This window comes from Ignavibacteria bacterium, assembly GCA_017303675.1.
GTDB lineage: Bacteria > Bacteroidota > Ignavibacteria > Tepidaquicellales > OLB5 > OLB5.
In genome coordinates this window covers 1,017,767-1,036,379 of the sequence record JAFLBX010000001.1, presented here as the reverse complement: position 1 = coordinate 1,036,379, position 18,613 = coordinate 1,017,767, and the positions used below count along the sequence as shown (strand labels likewise).

Annotated in this window: 17 protein-coding genes; 8 read left to right on the top strand and 9 right to left on the bottom strand. The window is 37.6% G+C overall.

What is annotated here, in order from left to right; genetic code table 11:
• Nucleotides 1-356: 356 nt before the first annotated feature.
• The 5 genes from J0M37_04790 to J0M37_04770 all read left to right on the top strand — a co-directional run bounded on the left by J0M37_04790 (nt 357) and on the right by J0M37_04770 (nt 8,387).
• Entirely contained in the window at nt 357-1,910 is a 1,554-nt protein-coding gene (locus J0M37_04790) for a T9SS type A sorting domain-containing protein (protein ID MBN8584391.1), read from the top strand.
• Nucleotides 1,911-2,632: 722 nt separating this feature from the next.
• Entirely contained in the window at nt 2,633-3,013 is a 381-nt protein-coding gene (locus J0M37_04785) for a T9SS type A sorting domain-containing protein (protein ID MBN8584390.1), read from the top strand.
• Between the two features lie 11 nt (nt 3,014-3,024).
• On the top strand, nt 3,025-5,247 hold the full coding sequence (locus J0M37_04780) for a T9SS type A sorting domain-containing protein (GenBank protein MBN8584389.1): 2,223 nt from the start codon (nt 3,025-3,027) through the stop codon (nt 5,245-5,247).
• A gap of 139 nt (nt 5,248-5,386) precedes the next feature.
• Nucleotides 5,387-6,817 (top strand): DUF1800 domain-containing protein, encoded by a 1,431-nt coding sequence (locus J0M37_04775; protein MBN8584388.1) that lies wholly within the window; start codon nt 5,387-5,389, stop codon nt 6,815-6,817.
• A gap of 19 nt (nt 6,818-6,836) precedes the next feature.
• A complete protein-coding gene (locus tag J0M37_04770) occupies nt 6,837-8,387 on the top strand; it encodes a DUF1501 domain-containing protein (GenBank protein MBN8584387.1) in 1,551 nt (516 codons plus the stop codon).
• Between the two features lie 56 nt (nt 8,388-8,443).
• Here J0M37_04770 and J0M37_04765 read toward each other — a convergent pair whose 3' ends face one another.
• From J0M37_04765 to J0M37_04725, 9 genes are all read right to left on the bottom strand, one after another.
• The gene (locus tag J0M37_04765) at nt 8,444-8,914 is read right to left on the bottom strand and encodes an Rrf2 family transcriptional regulator (GenBank protein MBN8584386.1); all 471 of its coding nucleotides are present in this window, start codon (nt 8,912-8,914) and stop codon (nt 8,444-8,446) included.
• Nucleotides 8,915-8,917: 3 nt separating this feature from the next.
• The gene (locus J0M37_04760) at nt 8,918-9,454 is read right to left on the bottom strand and encodes a BrxA/BrxB family bacilliredoxin (protein MBN8584385.1); all 537 of its coding nucleotides are present in this window, start codon (nt 9,452-9,454) and stop codon (nt 8,918-8,920) included.
• A gap of 55 nt (nt 9,455-9,509) precedes the next feature.
• Nucleotides 9,510-9,917, bottom strand: a complete 408-nt coding sequence (locus tag J0M37_04755; protein ID MBN8584384.1) for an SUF system Fe-S cluster assembly protein — start codon at nt 9,915-9,917, stop codon at nt 9,510-9,512.
• A gap of 2 nt (nt 9,918-9,919) precedes the next feature.
• The gene (locus tag J0M37_04750) at nt 9,920-10,351 is read right to left on the bottom strand and encodes a SufE family protein (protein ID MBN8584383.1); all 432 of its coding nucleotides are present in this window, start codon (nt 10,349-10,351) and stop codon (nt 9,920-9,922) included.
• A gap of 15 nt (nt 10,352-10,366) precedes the next feature.
• Nucleotides 10,367-11,614, bottom strand: a complete 1,248-nt coding sequence (locus tag J0M37_04745) for a cysteine desulfurase (protein ID MBN8584382.1) — start codon at nt 11,612-11,614, stop codon at nt 10,367-10,369.
• 5 nt (nt 11,615-11,619) lie between these two features.
• A complete protein-coding gene (gene sufD / locus J0M37_04740; GenBank protein MBN8584381.1) occupies nt 11,620-12,924 on the bottom strand; it encodes a Fe-S cluster assembly protein SufD in 1,305 nt (434 codons plus the stop codon).
• A 21-nt stretch (nt 12,925-12,945) separates the two neighbouring features.
• The gene (sufC, locus tag J0M37_04735) at nt 12,946-13,710 is read right to left on the bottom strand and encodes a Fe-S cluster assembly ATPase SufC (protein MBN8584380.1); all 765 of its coding nucleotides are present in this window, start codon (nt 13,708-13,710) and stop codon (nt 12,946-12,948) included.
• 68 nt (nt 13,711-13,778) lie between these two features.
• On the bottom strand, nt 13,779-15,233 hold the full coding sequence (gene sufB / locus J0M37_04730) for a Fe-S cluster assembly protein SufB (protein ID MBN8584379.1): 1,455 nt from the start codon (nt 15,231-15,233) through the stop codon (nt 13,779-13,781).
• A 110-nt stretch (nt 15,234-15,343) separates the two neighbouring features.
• Nucleotides 15,344-16,807 (bottom strand): hypothetical protein, encoded by a 1,464-nt coding sequence (locus J0M37_04725; protein MBN8584378.1) that lies wholly within the window; start codon nt 16,805-16,807, stop codon nt 15,344-15,346.
• Between the two features lie 203 nt (nt 16,808-17,010).
• On the opposite strand from J0M37_04725, the gene J0M37_04720 reads away from it, so the two are divergent.
• The 3 genes from J0M37_04720 (at nt 17,011) to J0M37_04710 (ending at nt 18,569) form a co-directional block, all read left to right on the top strand.
• Nucleotides 17,011-17,259 carry a hypothetical protein gene (locus tag J0M37_04720; protein ID MBN8584377.1) on the top strand — a complete coding sequence of 83 codons (249 nt, stop codon included), beginning with the start codon at nt 17,011-17,013 and terminating at the stop codon, nt 17,257-17,259.
• A gap of 121 nt (nt 17,260-17,380) precedes the next feature.
• Nucleotides 17,381-17,620, top strand: a complete 240-nt coding sequence (locus tag J0M37_04715) for a hypothetical protein (protein MBN8584376.1) — start codon at nt 17,381-17,383, stop codon at nt 17,618-17,620.
• Nucleotides 17,621-18,008: 388 nt separating this feature from the next.
• Entirely contained in the window at nt 18,009-18,569 is a 561-nt protein-coding gene (locus tag J0M37_04710) for a hypothetical protein (protein MBN8584375.1), read from the top strand.
• The last annotated feature ends 44 nt before the right edge of the window (nt 18,570-18,613 follow it).

Genomic DNA, 18,613 nt, shown 5'->3' with positions numbered 1-18,613 from the left:
AAATCACTGTAAATACAGGGCATACGAGATTTCAATCATGATATTTCTTTTTAGATTTCCGGTAATAATTAACTAAAAAATTCTTTGCTATGATAGCAAAGCTTAAAGTAACTTTGCACACTACAAAATAATCTGTGCACAATAGGTGCACAAAAAAGTATGAGAATTAAAAAAGCAAAGAAAATATCCAAGGGTTACAGGCTAAAGCCTGAAACCCATAAAATGATAGACAAAATACAAAAACTTATTAAATCTGATTACGATGAAACATTAAAAATTATATGTACTAACTACCTGAATGCTCACTATAGAAAAATTAATACTAATTTAATTAATAATAATTGAAGGGAAGATTTATGCAAAAAACAATAATAACAGTTTGTATGCTTTTAATCAGCAGCATAATTCACAGCCAGAATTGGGCTGTTCAGACTAATCCTGCAGTAGGTAATATTATAAAAATTCATGCAGTCAGTCAGGATACTGTTTACGCATCCACTACAACACAAATTCTGAAAACAGTCAATGGAGGAACTAACTGGGAGGTTATTCTTGCTAAGCCATGGAGGAACCTGAAAGGTTTTCAGCTTGTAGATCCTCCTTTCGGTCAGCACAGAATTTATACGTGGTGGCATACCGGAACCCATTATTACCGTTCAATCAACGGTGGAATTACGTGGGATTCTGTTATAGTCCCCGGAGGAACAGGTTATATGGAGTTTTTCAATGGCACAGATGATACTGTATATTATAATAATTCCGGACAAGGCGGAACAAATTTTTATTACACTACAAACAGCGGTGCAAACTGGTATTCGCGTAACGCTTCATACGGTAGTATGAACGCAATGAGCAGTATGCACTTTATAAACGGAACTACCGGTTTTGTAAACGGGGGTTCTTCAGTCGTTTTCTATCATGTTTTACTCAGAACTACAGATATGGGTTTCACCTGGACCCCGGAAATGAACAGCGGAACAGACGGTTATAGTTCAGGGGGGTGTTTTCAATTTTTTCCCAATGGAGTTGGGTATCATATTTCCAATAAAACTTATAAAACCATAAATAATGGTGATGACTGGATAACGTTAAACAATCAAGGAGGAGGGGTATATTCATTATTTATGCATGATGAACAATGGGGATGGCTTGGAAAACAGAATGGTTTGCTAAAAACAACAAACGGCTGTGCAAACTGGGTTGATCAAAACATAGGTGTTTCCGGAGTTGATATTAATTCTGTAACATTTATAAATTACAATACAGGCTGGATAGGCGGTGAAAATGCTCATATTTTAAAAACTACCAACGGAAGCGGAGTAATTCCACCGGCTCAGGCACCTGTGCTTACAGCTCCGCCTAACAATTCAAATGGTCACAGTTTGACCCCTTTGCTGCAGTGGAATTCTGTTGCTGGTGCAGTAAGTTACAGGGTTCAGGTATCTGTAGATGTATTTAATACAACTGTTCTTGATGTATCTGTTCCTGCAACACAATTCCAGATTCCTTCCGGTTTCTTAAATCACAATATTCAATATTACTGGAGGGTAACGGGACAAAATGTAGGGGGAGATGGGCCCTGGTCAGTTGTATGGAATTTCCGCACAGGTTTGGTTGGAATTAACCAAACAGGAAATGAAATACCTTCTGTTTACAAATTGTATAATAATTATCCAAACCCGTTTAATCCTGTAACAAAAATAAAGTTTGATATTCCGCAGCAATCATTCACCAAACTGATAATTTACGATATAAGCGGGAAGGAAGTATCAATGCTTGTGAATGAACAATTAAACCCGGGAAGTTATGAAGCGGATTTTGACTCATCAAAATTACCAAGTGGTGTTTATTTTTATAAGATAAGTTCCGGAGGATATGCGCAGGTTAAGAAGATGATCCTGGTGAAATAATCAGGAAAACACCATTTCCTCAAAAAATAAAGCAGGCTTTTTAGCCTGCTTTTTGTATTTATATGAAAAAACACTAACTTTAAACTTGTTTTTTAAAACAAAATTTTATTATTTCGGTTTATTCCAAACAATCATTTTTACTGCTGATGAAAAGAGCAATACTCATCATTTTTTTCTTAATGCTGTTTTCTGACTTTCTGTTTTCACAAAGAATATTATTCCAGTCAAACTTTGAAACTATTCCGCTAGTATACCCCGATAGTATTCCTGCCGGCTGGAAAAAGCTTGATGTTGACCAGAATAACCCGGTTCTTGGGTGGGCAGTAAATGATACTAATCAGCACTTTGGCGGCGATACAGCAATTTTTAAACCGCGGGCACACAGCGGCAACAGATCGTTATTTATTTTCTGGCTGTCCGGTTCAGGCAACAACAATTTAAATGATGACTGGGTATGGACAGACAGTCTCAGAATTCAAACCGGCGACAGCCTTAATTTCTGGTGCCTGCTTGGAAGCACTCCGCTAATTGCAGCATATGCAGATTCTGTTCAGGTACATGTTTGTTCTGGGCAAAACCCATCATCTTCATTGCTTAAGCTTGCTACAATTAAAAGCAATGATTCATCAGGCATACCTTTAAACAACAATTCATGGCGTGAGTTTAAATACAGCCTCAGCCAGTTTGCAGGTCAACGGGTTTACATAGCTTGGCGCTATTATATGGTTGTAAATCAAACATCAGGTCTGTGGATAAATATTGATGATCTGTTTATTGGCAACAGAAGCGAGATCGGGATAACTCAAATAAGCACTGAGATCCCCCGAAAGCATGATTTAAGCCAAAACTATCCAAATCCATTTAATCCATCTACTAAAATCAGATTCCAAATCACGGCATCCGGCAATAACCAATCTGAAAAGATAAAATTAAATGTCTATGATATTTTAGGTCGTGAAGTTGCTGCATTGGTTAACGAGGAATTAACACCGGGTACTTATGAAGCTGCATGGGATGCCGGCTTACTGCCCGGGGGAGCTTATTTTTACAGACTTATTGCCGGTGAAATAACTATAACTAAAAAAATGATACTGGTTAAATAAAAGGAATTCTATTGAAAAAATTACTGGTAATATTACTGTTACTTTCTTCAGCAAATGTGCTGACCCAATACTATTATAATCAGTACGCAGCATTTGATGGTATTGATGATCACTTATCAACACCTTCAAATGCTGAATTAAACCTGGATTCAGCATTTACAATTGAAGCCTGGGTTTACCTGCAGGATTCCACGGGCACAAATAAAACCATAGTCAGTACGGTGAACGCATCTTTAAGCGATGGATACGCAGTCATGATACAGGGTGCATCTTCAAATCCAACCAACGCAGGCAAGCTTCAGTTAAATCTTAACGGCGGAAATAACAATTTCATACAAACAGCCGGTACCAGATTTGCTCTTAACACATGGACTCATTTTTCTGTTACATTCCGTAATGCCTTCCCTAACAGCGATACCATCAGGTTTTATATTAACGGAACGCTTATACAGACATTTACATCAAATATCGCACCGCTGGCAAACAGCAGTGACCCGCTTAGAGTTGGCAACAGTTATATACCAGGAAATTTTTCCAACGGATTAAAAGGCAGACTGGATGATCTTAGAATTTACAAAACACAAAAAACATCAACGGTAATAGCTAATGACAGAGGTATCCCGGTAAATCTGGCAAATATCAGTAATCCTGCGTTGCTTGATAACTCTAATTATTTCAGACAGCTGAACGCTGCCTGGCTTTTTGACGGCAACGGTAATGATGCAATTGGCGTACAAAATAATTTAACAGCTTCTAACGGCGCATTTTATACGGGTAATAACTTCAATCCGGCCAATTACCGTAATCAAAGTAATTTTTACCTGCGCTTTCCCGGCACAAGCTGGCTTGCCTGCCCTGATAATGCGGGAAGCAGCTTCGATCTTGATACTGCCTGTACAATTGAAGCATGGGTTTACATTGATGCGTACAGAAATTCACCGCAGACAATAATAAGCAAAGGAACGTCTTCATACAGCTATATACTTGCAGTTTCAAGCAGCCCTTCGAATTCACCCATGTTCATATTGAATTCAGGCAGTAAAATAATACAAAGCTCAAAACCGATTTTGCCGAGAGTGTGGACACATATTGCTGCAACATACCGCAGTTCAACCGGCGAGCTTGCTTTATTTGTAAACGGTAATCCGGATACAAACAGGATTTTAACTCCGGGTAGTATAAATTTATCCAATGATTCAGTGTTTGCAGGCAAAAGCCTTTTTGGTGAATATATGTATGGCTGCATTGACGGCATAAAACTGAGCAAGAATGTAAAAACATCACAGCAAATTAAGAACTATATGTTTACCAGTATAGATAATCTTAATGCTCCCGGAATTTTTTCAGGTCAAAGCAGCTTCAATTTTGAAGGAAACACAATAAACAGCATTAATCCTGCAGATATTTTTTATCCAAGGGCAAATGTTTATTTTGAAAGGCTGAATAATGTAAGCGGGGCATCCGGTTATTCACAACCGCCTGTGATAAGATTATCAAATAACGATCCCGGATTTACCAACAATCAGTTTATTATAAATAGTGAAAGATTTTTCATTCCTAACGGGTCAACAGTACGTGATTCAATTTTGGTAAACGGCACAAGCGGCAATAACCGTGTTGCTGTTGTTGTGTTAATGAATCATACTTCTGTAAATGATCTCACACTTAACCTGCGGGCTCCGAACGGAACATCGGTGAATTTTCATTCCTCGCAGGGAAGCACCAATAACGATATCATGACCGTGTTCGATGACTTTGCAGACAGCCTTTCCGGAACTTTGATGGCTCCGTTTTCATCATTTATCAGGCCGGTTACTCCGCTATCATCACTTCCGCAATCAAATCAGAACGGATACTGGAGACTTTCGGTTACCGATGCTGCAGGTAATGTTGATTCAGGCAGGGTGTATATGTGGGGCATAAAATTTATTTCATTAACCGGAATTACGACAATTAATAATAATGTGCCTGATAAATTTTATCTTGAACAAAATTATCCAAATCCATTTAACCCCGAAACCAACATTAAGTTCGGTATTACAAAAACCGATATTGTTACCATAAGTATATTTGATATAGCAGGAAAAGAAATTGAGAAGCTGACAAATGATATACTGCAGCCCGGAAATTACAGTATAAAATGGAATGCGTCAAAGTTCGCAAGCGGAGTATATTTTATAAAGCTGATGACAAACGGATTTTCACAAACAAAGAAAATGCTTTTAGTAAAATAATGTAAGAGAAAACTCAAAAAATGTGTAAAATTGAGTTTTCTTATTCAATAATTAATGCAGGATTTTACAATTTAAACATTTAATATTATATTAGTTTAGCTTTAAGTTATTAAGTTTAAAAATTAAACATTATTAAGGCATGGAAACATCCAAAACAGGTTTGCTGGATCCTTACATACCTTCGCCTACGAAACCATGGAATAAAACCCTGGTTACTCATCTTCTCAACCGGACAATGTTCGGGGCTACTGTTTCACAGGTAAACAGCGTACTTGCGCTTACACCAAATGAAGCAGTTGAGCTGTTGTTTCAGCCATATGCCGCGCCTGAAGTACCGGGTACATGGGTAACAGAAGCTCCGGATTTTAATTCAGCCTATAATACCCAAAGAACTTCACAGTTAAGGACATGGTGGGTCAGGCTGATGTATGAGCAGCCTGTATCAATCCGTGAGAAAATGACACTCTTCTGGCATAATCATTTTGTATCTGAAGCCGCTACTGTTATTATTCCGCAATATATGTACATGCAGAACACATTATTCAGAAATAACTGTACAGGTAACTTCCGGACTCTGGCAAAACTGGTTACACGGGATCCCGGAATGCTCATTTATCTTGACGGCAGGTATAACATTGTAGGTAATCCGAATGAAAATTACGGAAGAGAGCTTCTTGAATTATTTACAATGGGTATTGGCAATTATACCGAAACAGATGTGAGAGAAGCTGCCAGAGCTTTAACAGGATGGATCCTTTCCGGACTGGGCAGCATTTTTGTTCCTTCAAGGCATGATTACGGTAATAAAACATTTTTAGGCCAAACCGGTAATTTTGATGATAATGATGTAATTGATATCATTTTTAACCAGCCTGTAACTGCTAAATTTATCTGTACTAAGCTGTATAAAACATTTATACACCAGAACGATGACTTAAGTTATGCACAGCCTGTAATAGATGAAATGGCTAATATACTAAGAAGCAATAATTATGAAATCGCTCCGCTGCTTAAAACGCTTCTGAAGAGCAAACTGTTTTATTCAGATAATACTATCAGTTCGCTTATAAAAAATCCGCTTGACCTGATGATTGGTTCGGTAAAAATGCTGAACATTAATTTTGATCCTTCATCATTAACCACAAGGCTGAATTATATAATTACACAGGCAAGCGCAGCCGGGCAGTATATCCTTGATCCTCCAAATGTTCAGGGATGGGTAGGTTACAGGCAATGGTTAAGCACTATTTCAATGCCTATCAGAGCAGCATTTGCTGAAAGCATTATAACAGGACTTCAGAAAAACGGGCAGCCAACAGGTTTTTCAGTTGATGCGCTTGCATTTGCCATGTCATTTTCTGCGCCAAATAATGCAGTTCAGCTGGTAAAAGATATGACTGAACATTTATTGAGATTAACAGTCACCCCTCGGCAGCTTAACGCGCTGCTTGAAATAATGTTAGACGGTTCTTTGGTTATGGATTGGTACATAAATGACCCGCAGGCGCCATCGAGAATAAAAAAATATCTTAAGGCACTGGTAAACCTTGCTGAATTTCAGATCAATTAGAATTTAAGGGAGAATAAAAATGAAAAGAAGAGATTTCATAAAAACGCTTGCAGTATCCGGTGCCGGCGCAGCATTATCCCTTAATTCAATCCCTATTAAAGCGCTTGGATTTAACTCAGTATTATCAAAAATATGCAGCCCGTTTGTTGATACAGATAAAGTCCTGGTTGTAATCCAATTACTTGGCGGTAATGACGGCTTAAACACAATTATTCCTTACCAGGACAGCATGTATTATACCCGCCGCCCCAACTTAGGCATTCCCAGCGGGCAGGTACTTTCTTTACCTAATACAACTATGGGCCTGCATCCTGCTATGTCTGACCTGAAAAATCTTTTTATTGATAATAAGCTTGCAATAGTTCAAAATGTAGGCTATCCGAATCCTAATTTTTCACATTTCAGAGCAACGGATATTTGGCATACAGCCTCAAATTCAAATCAATATTTCACAACAGGCTGGCTTGGCAGGTATCTTAAGGAAGAATATCCCAACTACCCGAACACCTTGCCCCCGGACCCGATGGCTATCCAGATAGGCGTAAGCGCTTCGCTTTCGCTGATGTCACAGGCGGGAGATATGGCATTAACGTTCCAGGACCCGAACCAGTTCTACCAGCTTGTACAGGGAACAAATTATAACGGGTATGAAAAGGTAAAAACACTGGCTGGACCCGAACTTGACTTTGCGCGAAGGATCGCAGCGGATTCCCTCCAATATGCTACTAGGGTACGCGATGCATCGTTAAACGGTCAAAATATGGCTACATATCCTGCTAATAATTCGCTGGCAGACCAGCTTAAAATTGTAGCAAGGCTGATAGATGGCGGTCTGCAAACAAGGCTTTATGTAGTAACAATATCAGGGTTTGATACACATACACAGCAGCTGAATCCGCATAACACGCTTCTTTCCAGGGTTAACGGAGCAATTAGTGCGTTTTATACTGACCTTAACCTGAACGGAATTTCTAACCGTGTTGTGGGTATGACACTTTCTGAATTCGGAAGAAGAGTTACAGAAAACGGTTCAATTGGTACCGATCACGGAACAGCAGCTCCAATGCTGCTGTTTGGAGACCTGGTGAATGGCTCTATGTATGGAAACAATCCTGACCTTGTTAATCTGAACAGCGGAAATTTGATTTACCAGTATGATTACCGCCAGGTTTACGCATCAGTTCTGAAACAATTGTTCGCCGCATCAGACCAGGAATTACTTAATGTGCTTGCCAATCAATACCAGACACTTCCATTGATAGTACCGCAGCAGCCTGTCGGCAAGCAGAATCAGAATGAAACATTTTCACTTTCGCAAAATTATCCAAACCCTTTCAATCCATCAACGGAAATTACTTATACGCTTAAAACAGACAGTAATGTAATGATCAAGATATTTGACGCATCCGGAAGAGAAGTTCAGACACTGGTAAATGAACGTAAATCATCAGGAATCCATAAGGTTATTTTTGATGTGACCGGAAGAAAACATCTGGCAAGCGGGGTATATTTTTACAAACTTGTAACTGATGGCTATACTGATGTTAAAAAAATGATACTGGTAAAATAAAGGTAGAAATAAACAAAAAGCCCGGCAAGCCGGGCTTTTTGTTTGAATTCTAATTATTAAAGCTTAATGATTTCTTCTTTACCGAAATTTGAAATTTGAGAAATTATATTTTCCTCATTACTCAAGAGATCCTTGATTGTCATTTTACTTAAAACCCCGTCAACGGCATTTTGCAGCATTTGCCAAAGAGATCTTATGGAACAATCAACTGAATGAGTACAAATGCCTGCTGAGCCGCTGTGATCATTACAGAATTCAGCATCAAATAATTTACCTCCCAGGAAATCCAGCACATCTTTAACCAGAATTTCTTCTGCCGGACGGCTAAGGGTATAACCGCCTATTTGACCGCGTGAACTTGCCAGGAAACCTCCCAGCCTCAGCGCTCTCAGTATCTTTGCGGTATTATGAGTAGTAATTCCTTCAGCTTTGCTTATTTCGGGGATGGTTAAACCTTTTTCCCCTTTTTCAGCTGCTACTCTAAGCAAACACCTTAATCCGTATTCTTCCTGGGTACTGAATTTCATTGATTAATTTCCGCTGTATTTCGGTATTTTAGAACCGCATGCTTTAGCATGCAGAATTGCATCATACTGTTCTTTAGGAACAGAAGGTCCTTCAAAAGTGCAATGCTTATCAAAAGCTGCAGTTAATTCTTCAGCAACCATATCTGCTGTTTTACCTTCAATATTCATTCTCTGCATTAAATATACCAGCTCACCATCTTTGAATAATGCCATAAATGGCGATGAAGGAGGTATACCCGGAAGATAGCTGTTCCTTAAATGGTCAACGGCATCCCTGTCCTGTCCTGCAAAAGCTGTTACAATTCTGTTAGGGATAAGCTTATTTTGCAAAGCAAGTGTAACACCGGGTCTAGCGCTGCCTGCAGCACAGCCGCAAACAGAATTTATCATTACAAGGGTGGTTCCTTCCTTTACTCCTAAATAAGTATCTACATCTGCCGGTGTTAACAATTCAACAAAACCGGCTGCTGTTAATTCATCCCTCATCGGCTGAACCGCTTCGGGATCGTATATCGGGCCTCTTGTGTTTATCTGGAACATATTATATTATAATTTAAATTTTATAAAAATTCTTTCTTAGTTTAAATAATCTGAATTAAAACAAGTTAAGCTGTAATTTTGCTTCTTCACTCATCATATGCATACCCCATGGCGGATCCCAAACTACTTTTACGACACAATCTGTAACACCGGGTATTGAACGGACCTTGCCTTCAACTTCGGGCGGTAATGTACCTGCAACCGGACATGCGGGTGAAGTCAGGGTCATTTCTATCACAACTTTGCCGCCATCATCAATATTTACTGAATAGATCAGCCCAAGCTCATATATATTCACAGGAATTTCAGGGTCATATACGCTTTTTAACGCTTCCACTACGGCATTATTAAGCTCAGCTTTATCTGTGTTACTTTCTGCCGAGTCTTTAATTTCCGGGGCAGAAACTGTATCCTGTTCTGTAATTTCCTGCTGTGTGATCTTCTCTTCTGTTTTATCAGACATTTTTAATTTAACTGTTTAGCTTTGTATGCCAGGGCATACATTTTCATTTGTTTGATCATAGCTGAAAGTCCGTTTGCCCTTGTTTGCGCCAGGTGCTGCTGCAGCCCTGTTTTTGAAATGAACTCAAGCTTTGCATTTATTATTTCATCCGGCGTTCTGCCGTTCAGCACCCTGATAAGCAGGGCAATTAAGCCTTTAACAATTGTTGAATCGCTATCTGCCTTAAAATAAACCTTTCCGTCTGTTTCTTCAGTTACTAACCATACGCTTGACTGACATCCTTTTACTTTATATTCATCCGTCTGTTTATCTTCAGGGTAGCCTTTAAGCTTTTTGCCAAGCTCAATGATATATTCATATTTATCCTGCCAGCTTTCAAAAAAACTGAACTCATCGGCTATTTCATCTTCAATTTCTGCTATTGTTTTAACCATTTAAGCTGATCCGTTTCAGTGTAAAATCTCCATAGCTTTTCTTAACGCGTTCACAAATACATCTATTTCACTTTTAGTGTTATAGAATGCAAATGAAATTCTGACCGTACCTGCTATACCAAATCTATTCATCAGGGGCTCCGTACAATGCTGTCCTGTCCTTACGGCAATACCGTTTGTATCGAGCATTACGCCTATATCAAATGCGTTTAAGCCTTCAGCTGTAAAAGAAATAACACCTGTTTTTAATTTCGCAGTTCCTATTATCCTGATACCATTTATCATTCTTAACTGCTGTGTTGCGTAATCGAGCAATTCCTGTTCCTGTCTTTGTATCCCTTCAAGTCCGGCGGCTGCTATGTAATCTATTGCTGCAGAAAGTCCTACAGCACCTTCAACATTCGGCGTACCCGCTTCGAACTTCATCGGTATTTCATTATACTTTGTACCTTCAAAACTGACCGAGCTTATCATATCACCGCCTGTCTGGTAAGGCTCCATTGCTTCCAGAAGCTCCGCCCTGCAGTATAAAACCCCGATACCCATCGGCCCGTACATTTTATGGGATGAGAACACATAAAAATCCGCTCCAAGTTCCTGAACATCAACCTTTGTATGATGAACAGCCTGTGCACCATCAATAACTACAGCAATATCCCTGTTCTTTTCTTTAGCCAGTTTAATTATTTCCTTTACCGGATTAATAGTACCCAATGAATTGGAAATATGGCAAAGAGAAACTATTTTGGTCTTATCAGAAAGCAGCTTTTTATATTCTTCAATTATCAGCTCTCCATCATCATTTACAGGGATAACCTTGAGTAATGCATTTTTCTTTTCACATAAAACCTGCCACGGAACAATATTTGAATGATGCTCCATTTCTGAAATAATTATTTCATCGCCGGGCTTAACATTGTTTAAGCCGTATGAATATGCGATCAGGTTAACAGATTCAGTAGTGCCTTTTGTGAAAACAATTTCCCTGTGATCATTGGCATTGATAAATTCCTTTACCTTTTGCTTTGCATTTTCATATGCTTCAGATGCCTTAATACTTATTGAATATACACCCCTGTGAATATTTGAGTTATAGTTTGAATAATAATCGCTGATCGCGTTGATAACACTTAGCGGCTTCTGGGATGTAGCCGCATTATCAAAATAAACCAAAGGCTTCCCGTCAACTTCAGTATTCAGGATGGGAAAATCCTTCCTTATCTCATCTACTTCAAATATTTTATTTACAAGTGTATCCTGCATTAATATTAACCCAGTTTTTCAAAAACCAAATTATTTAAATGATCGTGGAATGTTTCATTTTCAATCGTTTCAAAAATATCATTTGCAAATGCCCTTATCAAAACTGTCTTCGCCATTTCAGCGCTTATCCCCCTGGAACGAAGGTAAAAGACCGCTTCGTCATCAAGCTGGCCAATTGCGGCTCCATGCGAACACTTAACATCATCGGCATAAATTTCAAGCTGCGGTTTTGTATCTATTGTTGCGGTACTGGTAAGTAATATTGCTTTGTTTGACTGGTATGCATTGGTTTTCTGCGCATCTTCCCTTACAAAAACCTTACCGTTGAAAACTCCGCGAGAGCTGCCGTTTAAAACTCCTTTATACATTTCATTGCTCTGGCAGTGCGGTTTTGCATGATCTATTAAAGTATGGTTATCAACATGCTGTTTTCCTTCGGTCAGGTACAGACCGTAAAGATTGCCTGTGCAGTTCTCATCATTCAGCAATACATTTGTATCATTTCTGACAATTCCGCCGCCAAGAGTTACACTGTAATGAGTGAATACAGAATTCCGCGCCTGTACAGCCTGGGTTCTGTTAATTTGGTATGAGCTTTCGTTTTCCTGCTGCAGCCTGTAAATTTCCACTGTGGAATTTTCTCCGACTACCGCTTCAGTTACTGCATTTACCAGATTTTCACTGCTATTTGTGCTGTGATAGCTTTCAATAATATTTACTTTTGAGTTTTTACCTGTTATTATCAGGTTCCTTGGCTGGGTCAATATATGTTTCCCCTGCTCACCTGTAATATTTATTATATGAATATGTCCTTTAACTTCACTGTTATCGGGAACAATGATGACAGTGCCTTCTTTTGCAAAAGCAGTGTTTAAGGCAGTAAATCCATTATCTATCAATGCATATTTTCCAATATGCTCCATAATAAGCTCAGGGTTGTTTTTTAAAACAGCATTAAGGCTGTCAATAACTATCCCGGTTGCCTGCTTTTTAATTGCAGAAAGCTTCTCGGAATAAATTCCGTTAACAAACACCACAGTATTTTCATTGAGTCCGTTAATATGAAATTTCTCTGCTTCTTTTTTTGTAATACCGCTTGAATTTCCGGCTGAAAATTCAAAATTAAAAAGCGGGTTTACATCTGTATATTTCCAGTCTTCATTTTTTACTGTAGGAAAGCCGAGCTCTTCGAACTTTGTAATGGCTTTCTTCCTAAGCTTATGAATGGCAGATGAAGCTTCGCCGTTCATGCTCTGTTCAGATTTATTGAATTCCGCTATATAATATTCTTTATTTCCTGTTTTTTCCATTTTCCTCTTACGATTCTGATATTAAACGGCTGCTGCTTCTGTTTCCGGGTTTATAACCCAGTCATATCCTTTTTCTTCCAGCTCAAGAGCAAGCTCTTTGCCGCCTGATTTTACTATTCTGCCATTGACAAGTACATGTACAAAATCAGGTACAATGTAATCAAGCAGTCTCTGGTAATGTGTTACTACTATTACCGCATTTTCTTTGCTTCGGAAAAGATTAACGCCGTTAGAAACAATTTTCAGTGCGTCGATATCAAGTCCTGAGTCGGTTTCATCCAGAACGGCAAGCTTAGGCTGCAGCATCTGGAGCTGGAATATCTCATTTCTTTTCTTTTCACCGCCTGAAAATCCCTGGTTCACCGGCCTGTTTATAAGCTTATCATCAATTCCAACCACCTTCATTTTTTCACGCATAAATTTCAGAAAGTTCACTGCATCAAGCTCTTCGAGTCCTTTATGTTTCCTTATTTCATTAAGCGCGGTTTTAAGAAATGTAGCATTGCTTACTCCGGGAATTTCCACGGGGTACTGGAATGCAAGAAAAACTCCTTCTCTTGCGCGTTCTTCAGGAGACATATCAAGCAGATCCATGCCATCCATTGTAACGGAACCGCCGGTTACTTCGTAACCATCTTTGCCTGCAATAACATTGGCAAGTGTACTTTTGCCTGAACCGTTGGGTCCCATAATAGCATGAACTTCACCTGCATTAACTTCGAGGTTAATGCCTTTTAAAATCTCTTTATCTTCTACCTTTACAAAAAGGTCTTTTACAGTTAACATTAATTGAATTCCTTTATGAATATATATTTTTTCTTTATTTATTTTTACTTGTTAATTGTTTTGGAGAATTAACCCACACTGCCTTCAAGAGAAATGCTGAGGAGCTTCTGTGCTTCAACTGCAAATTCCATTGGAAGCTCTCTGAATACATCTTTGCAATATCCGTTAACAATCATATTTATTGCATCTTCCTGTGAAATACCGCGCTGCCTTAAATAGAACAGCTGGTCTTCACCTATTTTAGAAGTTGTTGCTTCGTGTTCAACTTTCGCTGATTCATTGCTTACTTCAATATAAGGAAAGGTATGTGCTCCGCACCTGTCGCCGATAAGCAGCGAATCACACTGTGTAAAATTCCTTGAATTTTCAGCGTTTTTATGTACTCTTACCAATCCGCGGTATGAGTTATTACTCTTACCTGCAGAAATTCCTTTGGAAACAATTGTGCTTTTAGTGTTCTTTCCCAGATGGATCATTTTCGTGCCTGTATCAGCCTGCTGGTGATTGTTTGTAACTGCTACAGAATAAAACTCACCTATGGAATTATCACCCTGAAGAATACAGCTTGGATATTTCCATGTGATAGCAGAACCGGTTTCAACCTGGGTCCAGGTGATCTTTGAATTTTTTCCCCTGCATGCGCCGCGTTTTGTAACAAAGTTATAAATACCGCCTTTGCCTTCTTTATCCCCGGGGTACCAGTTCTGTACAGTTGAATATTTTATAGTTGCGTCATCAAGCGCAATGAGCTCAACAACTGCGGCGTGGAGCTGGTTTTCATCCCTCATGGGTGCTGTGCAGCCTTCGAGATAACTTACATAACCGCCTTCATCTGCAATTAATAAAGTACGTTCAAACTGTCCCGTACCGCTGGTGTTAATTCTGAAATAAGTTGAAAGCTCCATCGGGCACCTTACACCTTTTGGAATGTAACAGAATGAACCGTCACTGAATACGGCTGAATTTAAAGCGGCGTAAAAATTATCTGTGTAAGGAACAACTGAACCAATATATTTTTTAACAAGCTCCGGATGCTCCTGAACAGCTTCGCTCATAGAACAGAATATTATTCCAAGCTTAGAAAGCTCTTCTTTAAAAGTAGTGGTAACCGAAACACTGTCAAAAACCGCGTCAACTGCAACACCGGTAAGCCTCTTCTGTTCCTGAAGGGATATTCCGAGTTTTTCAAATGTTTTAAGAAGCTCAGGATCAACTTCATCAAGAGATTTTAATTCCGGCTTTTGTTTAGGAGCGGCATAATAGATTATGTCCTGAAAATCCACTGCCGGGTAAGATATATTAGCCCATTTCGGCTCTGATTGCTTTTCAAGTGTCTGCCAGTGCCTGAATGCTTTTAATCTCCATTCAAGCATCCATTCAGGTTCATTTTTTTTAGATGAAATTATCCTTACGACCTCTTCACTTAAACCTTTAGGAATAGTATCCATTTCGATTTCAGTGCTGAAACCATACTTATAGTCCTGTATCGCTAACTCTTCAACATTACTGAGTTCTGTGCTCATTATTTATGCAAAATTTGTTTAAAATTCAATTATTATTACTGCAAGATACCCTATCTATACAAAAAAGTCAAGATTATAATTAAGGTATACCCATAGCTGAATTCATTGCGTTAGATCTTAATTTTTGAAGCCTGGGCAAGAAGCCATGATTTGCTTTCAACTCTTTCCTGCGGCAATTCATTTAATTCCCGCAGTATCTCTATCAAATTCCTGGTATCGCCTCCAAGCCAGATATTAACCATTCGGCTGGTAAAATTAACGTAATTTACAAACCTTATCCTTACAAATTCAGGAAACTGTTTGGAACTGCTGAGAAAATGCCGGAATGAATCTATCACGCTTTTACACATTTCATAATCACCAAGCTCATAATGTATTTTAATCTGAAGGTTTTTTACTTTTAACTGGTAATAAATATCTTCGATTGATACACGCACGAGTAGTTTAAGCGCTTTCTCGTAATTTCCTTTTCGGTAATTTAGATTTGCCATACACATAGTATAAGCGTTTTCTTTTACTTCAGGCTTAAGCTCATTTTTGAATTTTTCGATGAAATCTTCCGCCCATTCGAAATCCTTATTTATCAGCGCAGTTGATGCCACAATAACATAAGAAGCTTCCCCGAAATATTTTCCTTCCTTGGGATACAGATCATTTTCTATAGAATATTTCAGAAGCCTGTAATGTTCTTCCTTGAAAAAACTGTTATTTCCAAGCGACTTAAGCCTGGTATAATTAACAAGATAAACAAATAAGGTTCGGGCAATTTCTTTATTTACAGACTGAAAATTTTGATCAAGATTTTCTATCAGAATATTATACTGCTTTACATCTACTTCACTTACCGGTTCACTTTCAGTTTTTTGAATATTTAATATCATGCGGAAGATATTAATTACCGGATATTTTTCAGGCGGATGTTTTTCAAGAAATTCCAGAACCTTTTCTGAAAACTCAAGATGTATATCATTTTTAATAGCATAATTTCTGATCGAAAAAACCAGTGTGTAATTCAGAATATCATAAATAATAAAATTTAAAAAATTTTCATATTCAGTATAAATTATATCTGAAAATGAATCCTCATAAGCAACATTCGAAAAAATATCTGTATAATTTCTGTAAAGCTTTGCCAATGAAAATTTGGTGTACAGATAATTTTCATCTATAACGTTCTGTGAATTAATATATTTTTCATATTCTCTGAACTTACTTTTAAAATGCCTGTCAAGTCCCCTTTCAATGTGCTGATTCATTATCGAAAAATTCCTGGTTGTATGTTCTTTTTCAAATTCAAGCTGGGCAATGAATACTTCTGCAAGTTCCAGAAGCCTGCTTAACAGATCTCTTACCTTTTTATCTTTATATTCCTGCTTTGGGTAAAAATGATTAAAAATGTCATTCTTCGACAATTTTTTAAAACCGGGATAATCAGTCTTTAACAGCTTAACCAGACCTGATAACTGCTCACTAGTGTTGAAATAGGGTGAATTTATGAATTTTTCAAACTTTTCGAATTCAGCCTTATTAAACGTCTTTATTAATAAAATTAATTTAGAATCTGTAATTTCCATATATTCGACAAATTTATTGGAAAATAACTAAATTTACATAAAAATCCACTATATTTAGCAAATCACATTTCGACAACTGCTGTTTTTTTTCTTTTACATCAAAAAAAATGATAATATATATTAGTGAAAATTTGGAGGAATAATTATGGGGTTTTATGTAAAAAACATCATTGCGATTTCTGAAATAAAAAAAACTAAATAAAATGTCCTTATTTATGAGCAATGATTTTTCTGTTAAACAAAGATATTTTCTTGAACCCGGATTCGGAATTAACGGGTGGGTATTGAGAAAAGAAGGTTCAAACACAATTGTAAAAAAGGCAAAATATAAGCTGATGCTACTTTATTTTGCAGAAAATCTGTTGAACAACCAAAAAGCCGAATTAAGAATTTGTGATGCAAACGGCATACTTGAAGAAATAATTGATTTTGAAAAATTAAAAAAAACTTAGTTTTTTAGAAAATTACTGCCATCCTATCTAACAGGGCGAAACTGATTTTTTTCGTAAATTTTTAGTATATTTACGAAAATCGTTTCGCCTTTTTATTAATACTAAAGAAAGGATTTAAAATATGTCAAATTCTATTGATCAGCAGGTAATCGATTTTACTGCTGTTTATACAAGCAGACCAGTTCAGGAAATTCACAATTCAACAATATTAACTGATATAGGCATTGTAACCCCTGCAGATTTAATCACTTACTTAACTGAACTTGAAGATAGCTTTGATCTTGGATATGAACCGGGAGATGAAAACGGGATAGTAACTGTTGGAGATGCAGCTATACTGATAGAAAAAAAATTAGGTTAGACTGATATTTTCAAAAATAACCGGGATAATTTCCCGGTTTTTTTTTGCCATTTTTTGGAAATAATGCTTATTTTTATAATTTTGGGCAAAAAAAACGCAGCAGGTTTTTTCGGAACACTGGGAGCGTTCGTACTAAAAACGTTAGCCACCCTTACCTAGCTAACTCCTGCTGCAAAATTTTGATTTTATATAAAGAACTATCTTAAATCTGTTACAAATATAATAAATAGTATTTATAAGTCAATAGGAAAAAATAAGGTATATACTAATTAATTTAGCTATTTTGTGGACTTCAGTAATATATTTGAGTTTAATCAATAAATTGCACATTTTTATTGTAAAAAAATTTTTAACTTACATTAATTATCTCAACAAACTACAATAAAAAATGACCGGCGGACCATCCAAACAAGAGCTTGAAATGTACTGGCAAAACAGCCGCCAGTATTTTGATGAACTTGCAAAACATTACCAAACTGCAGACCCGGAATATTATAAAGAGTACATAAAACCCTTTTATGATAACCCCTTCAGGTCGGTAGGGCAGGCTCAAACCGGTAAGTCATCAGGCGGAGGAAAAGCAATAGTATTTGCGGTGTTTCTTTTACTTTTTATTGGAGTTCTGGGTGCTGCGGTTTTCATTTTTTTCAGCTCATCTGATTCCATAACAAAAAAAGTGGAAGAAATTACGGGAGAAAAGGAAGTCACAAAAGGTCCGACCGAAACTGAGCCTGATAATACAAAAAATGAAACTACGCCTGAAGAAGAGCTTCCCGAAGGCGAGCTCTCAGGTGAAGATAATTATATTATCGGGGCAAAGTATATCGCAGAAAAAAAATATGATAAAGCTGCCTGGCACCTGAAACAGATAAAAAAGGGGGATAAACGATATAAAGAAGCGCAGCAGCTGCTGGAAAGCATTAAGTATCTTAAAAAGTATGATAAATAGGACCTGAAACAAAAATCCTTTTCATGAAGTAAAACAGAAAATTA

What these genes read in the sequence shown, in the direction of transcription:
- J0M37_04785 (MBN8584390.1), top strand. Translation starts at nt 2,633, where the DNA reads ATGGTTGTAAATCAAACATCAGGTCTGTGGATAAATATTGATGATCTG.
- J0M37_04710 (MBN8584375.1), top strand. Translation starts at nt 18,009, where the DNA reads ATGACCGGCGGACCATCCAAACAAGAGCTTGAAATGTACTGGCAAAAC.
- J0M37_04750 (MBN8584383.1), bottom strand. Translation starts at nt 10,351, where the DNA reads ATGGTTAAAACAATAGCAGAAATTGAAGATGAAATAGCCGATGAGTTC.
- sufD (MBN8584381.1), bottom strand. Translation starts at nt 12,924, where the DNA reads ATGGAAAAAACAGGAAATAAAGAATATTATATAGCGGAATTCAATAAA.
- J0M37_04720 (MBN8584377.1), top strand. Translation starts at nt 17,011, where the DNA reads ATGTCCTTATTTATGAGCAATGATTTTTCTGTTAAACAAAGATATTTT.
- sufC (MBN8584380.1), bottom strand. Translation starts at nt 13,710, where the DNA reads ATGTTAACTGTAAAAGACCTTTTTGTAAAGGTAGAAGATAAAGAGATT.
- J0M37_04715 (MBN8584376.1), top strand. Translation starts at nt 17,381, where the DNA reads ATGTCAAATTCTATTGATCAGCAGGTAATCGATTTTACTGCTGTTTAT.
- J0M37_04745 (MBN8584382.1), bottom strand. Translation starts at nt 11,614, where the DNA reads ATGCAGGATACACTTGTAAATAAAATATTTGAAGTAGATGAGATAAGG.
- J0M37_04725 (MBN8584378.1), bottom strand. Translation starts at nt 16,807, where the DNA reads ATGGAAATTACAGATTCTAAATTAATTTTATTAATAAAGACGTTTAAT.
- J0M37_04770 (MBN8584387.1), top strand. Translation starts at nt 6,837, where the DNA reads ATGAAAAGAAGAGATTTCATAAAAACGCTTGCAGTATCCGGTGCCGGC.
- J0M37_04765 (MBN8584386.1), bottom strand. Translation starts at nt 8,914, where the DNA reads ATGAAATTCAGTACCCAGGAAGAATACGGATTAAGGTGTTTGCTTAGA.
- J0M37_04755 (MBN8584384.1), bottom strand. Translation starts at nt 9,917, where the DNA reads ATGTCTGATAAAACAGAAGAGAAGATCACACAGCAGGAAATTACAGAA.
- J0M37_04790 (MBN8584391.1), top strand. Translation starts at nt 357, where the DNA reads ATGCAAAAAACAATAATAACAGTTTGTATGCTTTTAATCAGCAGCATA.
- J0M37_04775 (MBN8584388.1), top strand. Translation starts at nt 5,387, where the DNA reads ATGGAAACATCCAAAACAGGTTTGCTGGATCCTTACATACCTTCGCCT.
- sufB (MBN8584379.1), bottom strand. Translation starts at nt 15,233, where the DNA reads ATGAGCACAGAACTCAGTAATGTTGAAGAGTTAGCGATACAGGACTAT.
- J0M37_04760 (MBN8584385.1), bottom strand. Translation starts at nt 9,454, where the DNA reads ATGTTCCAGATAAACACAAGAGGCCCGATATACGATCCCGAAGCGGTT.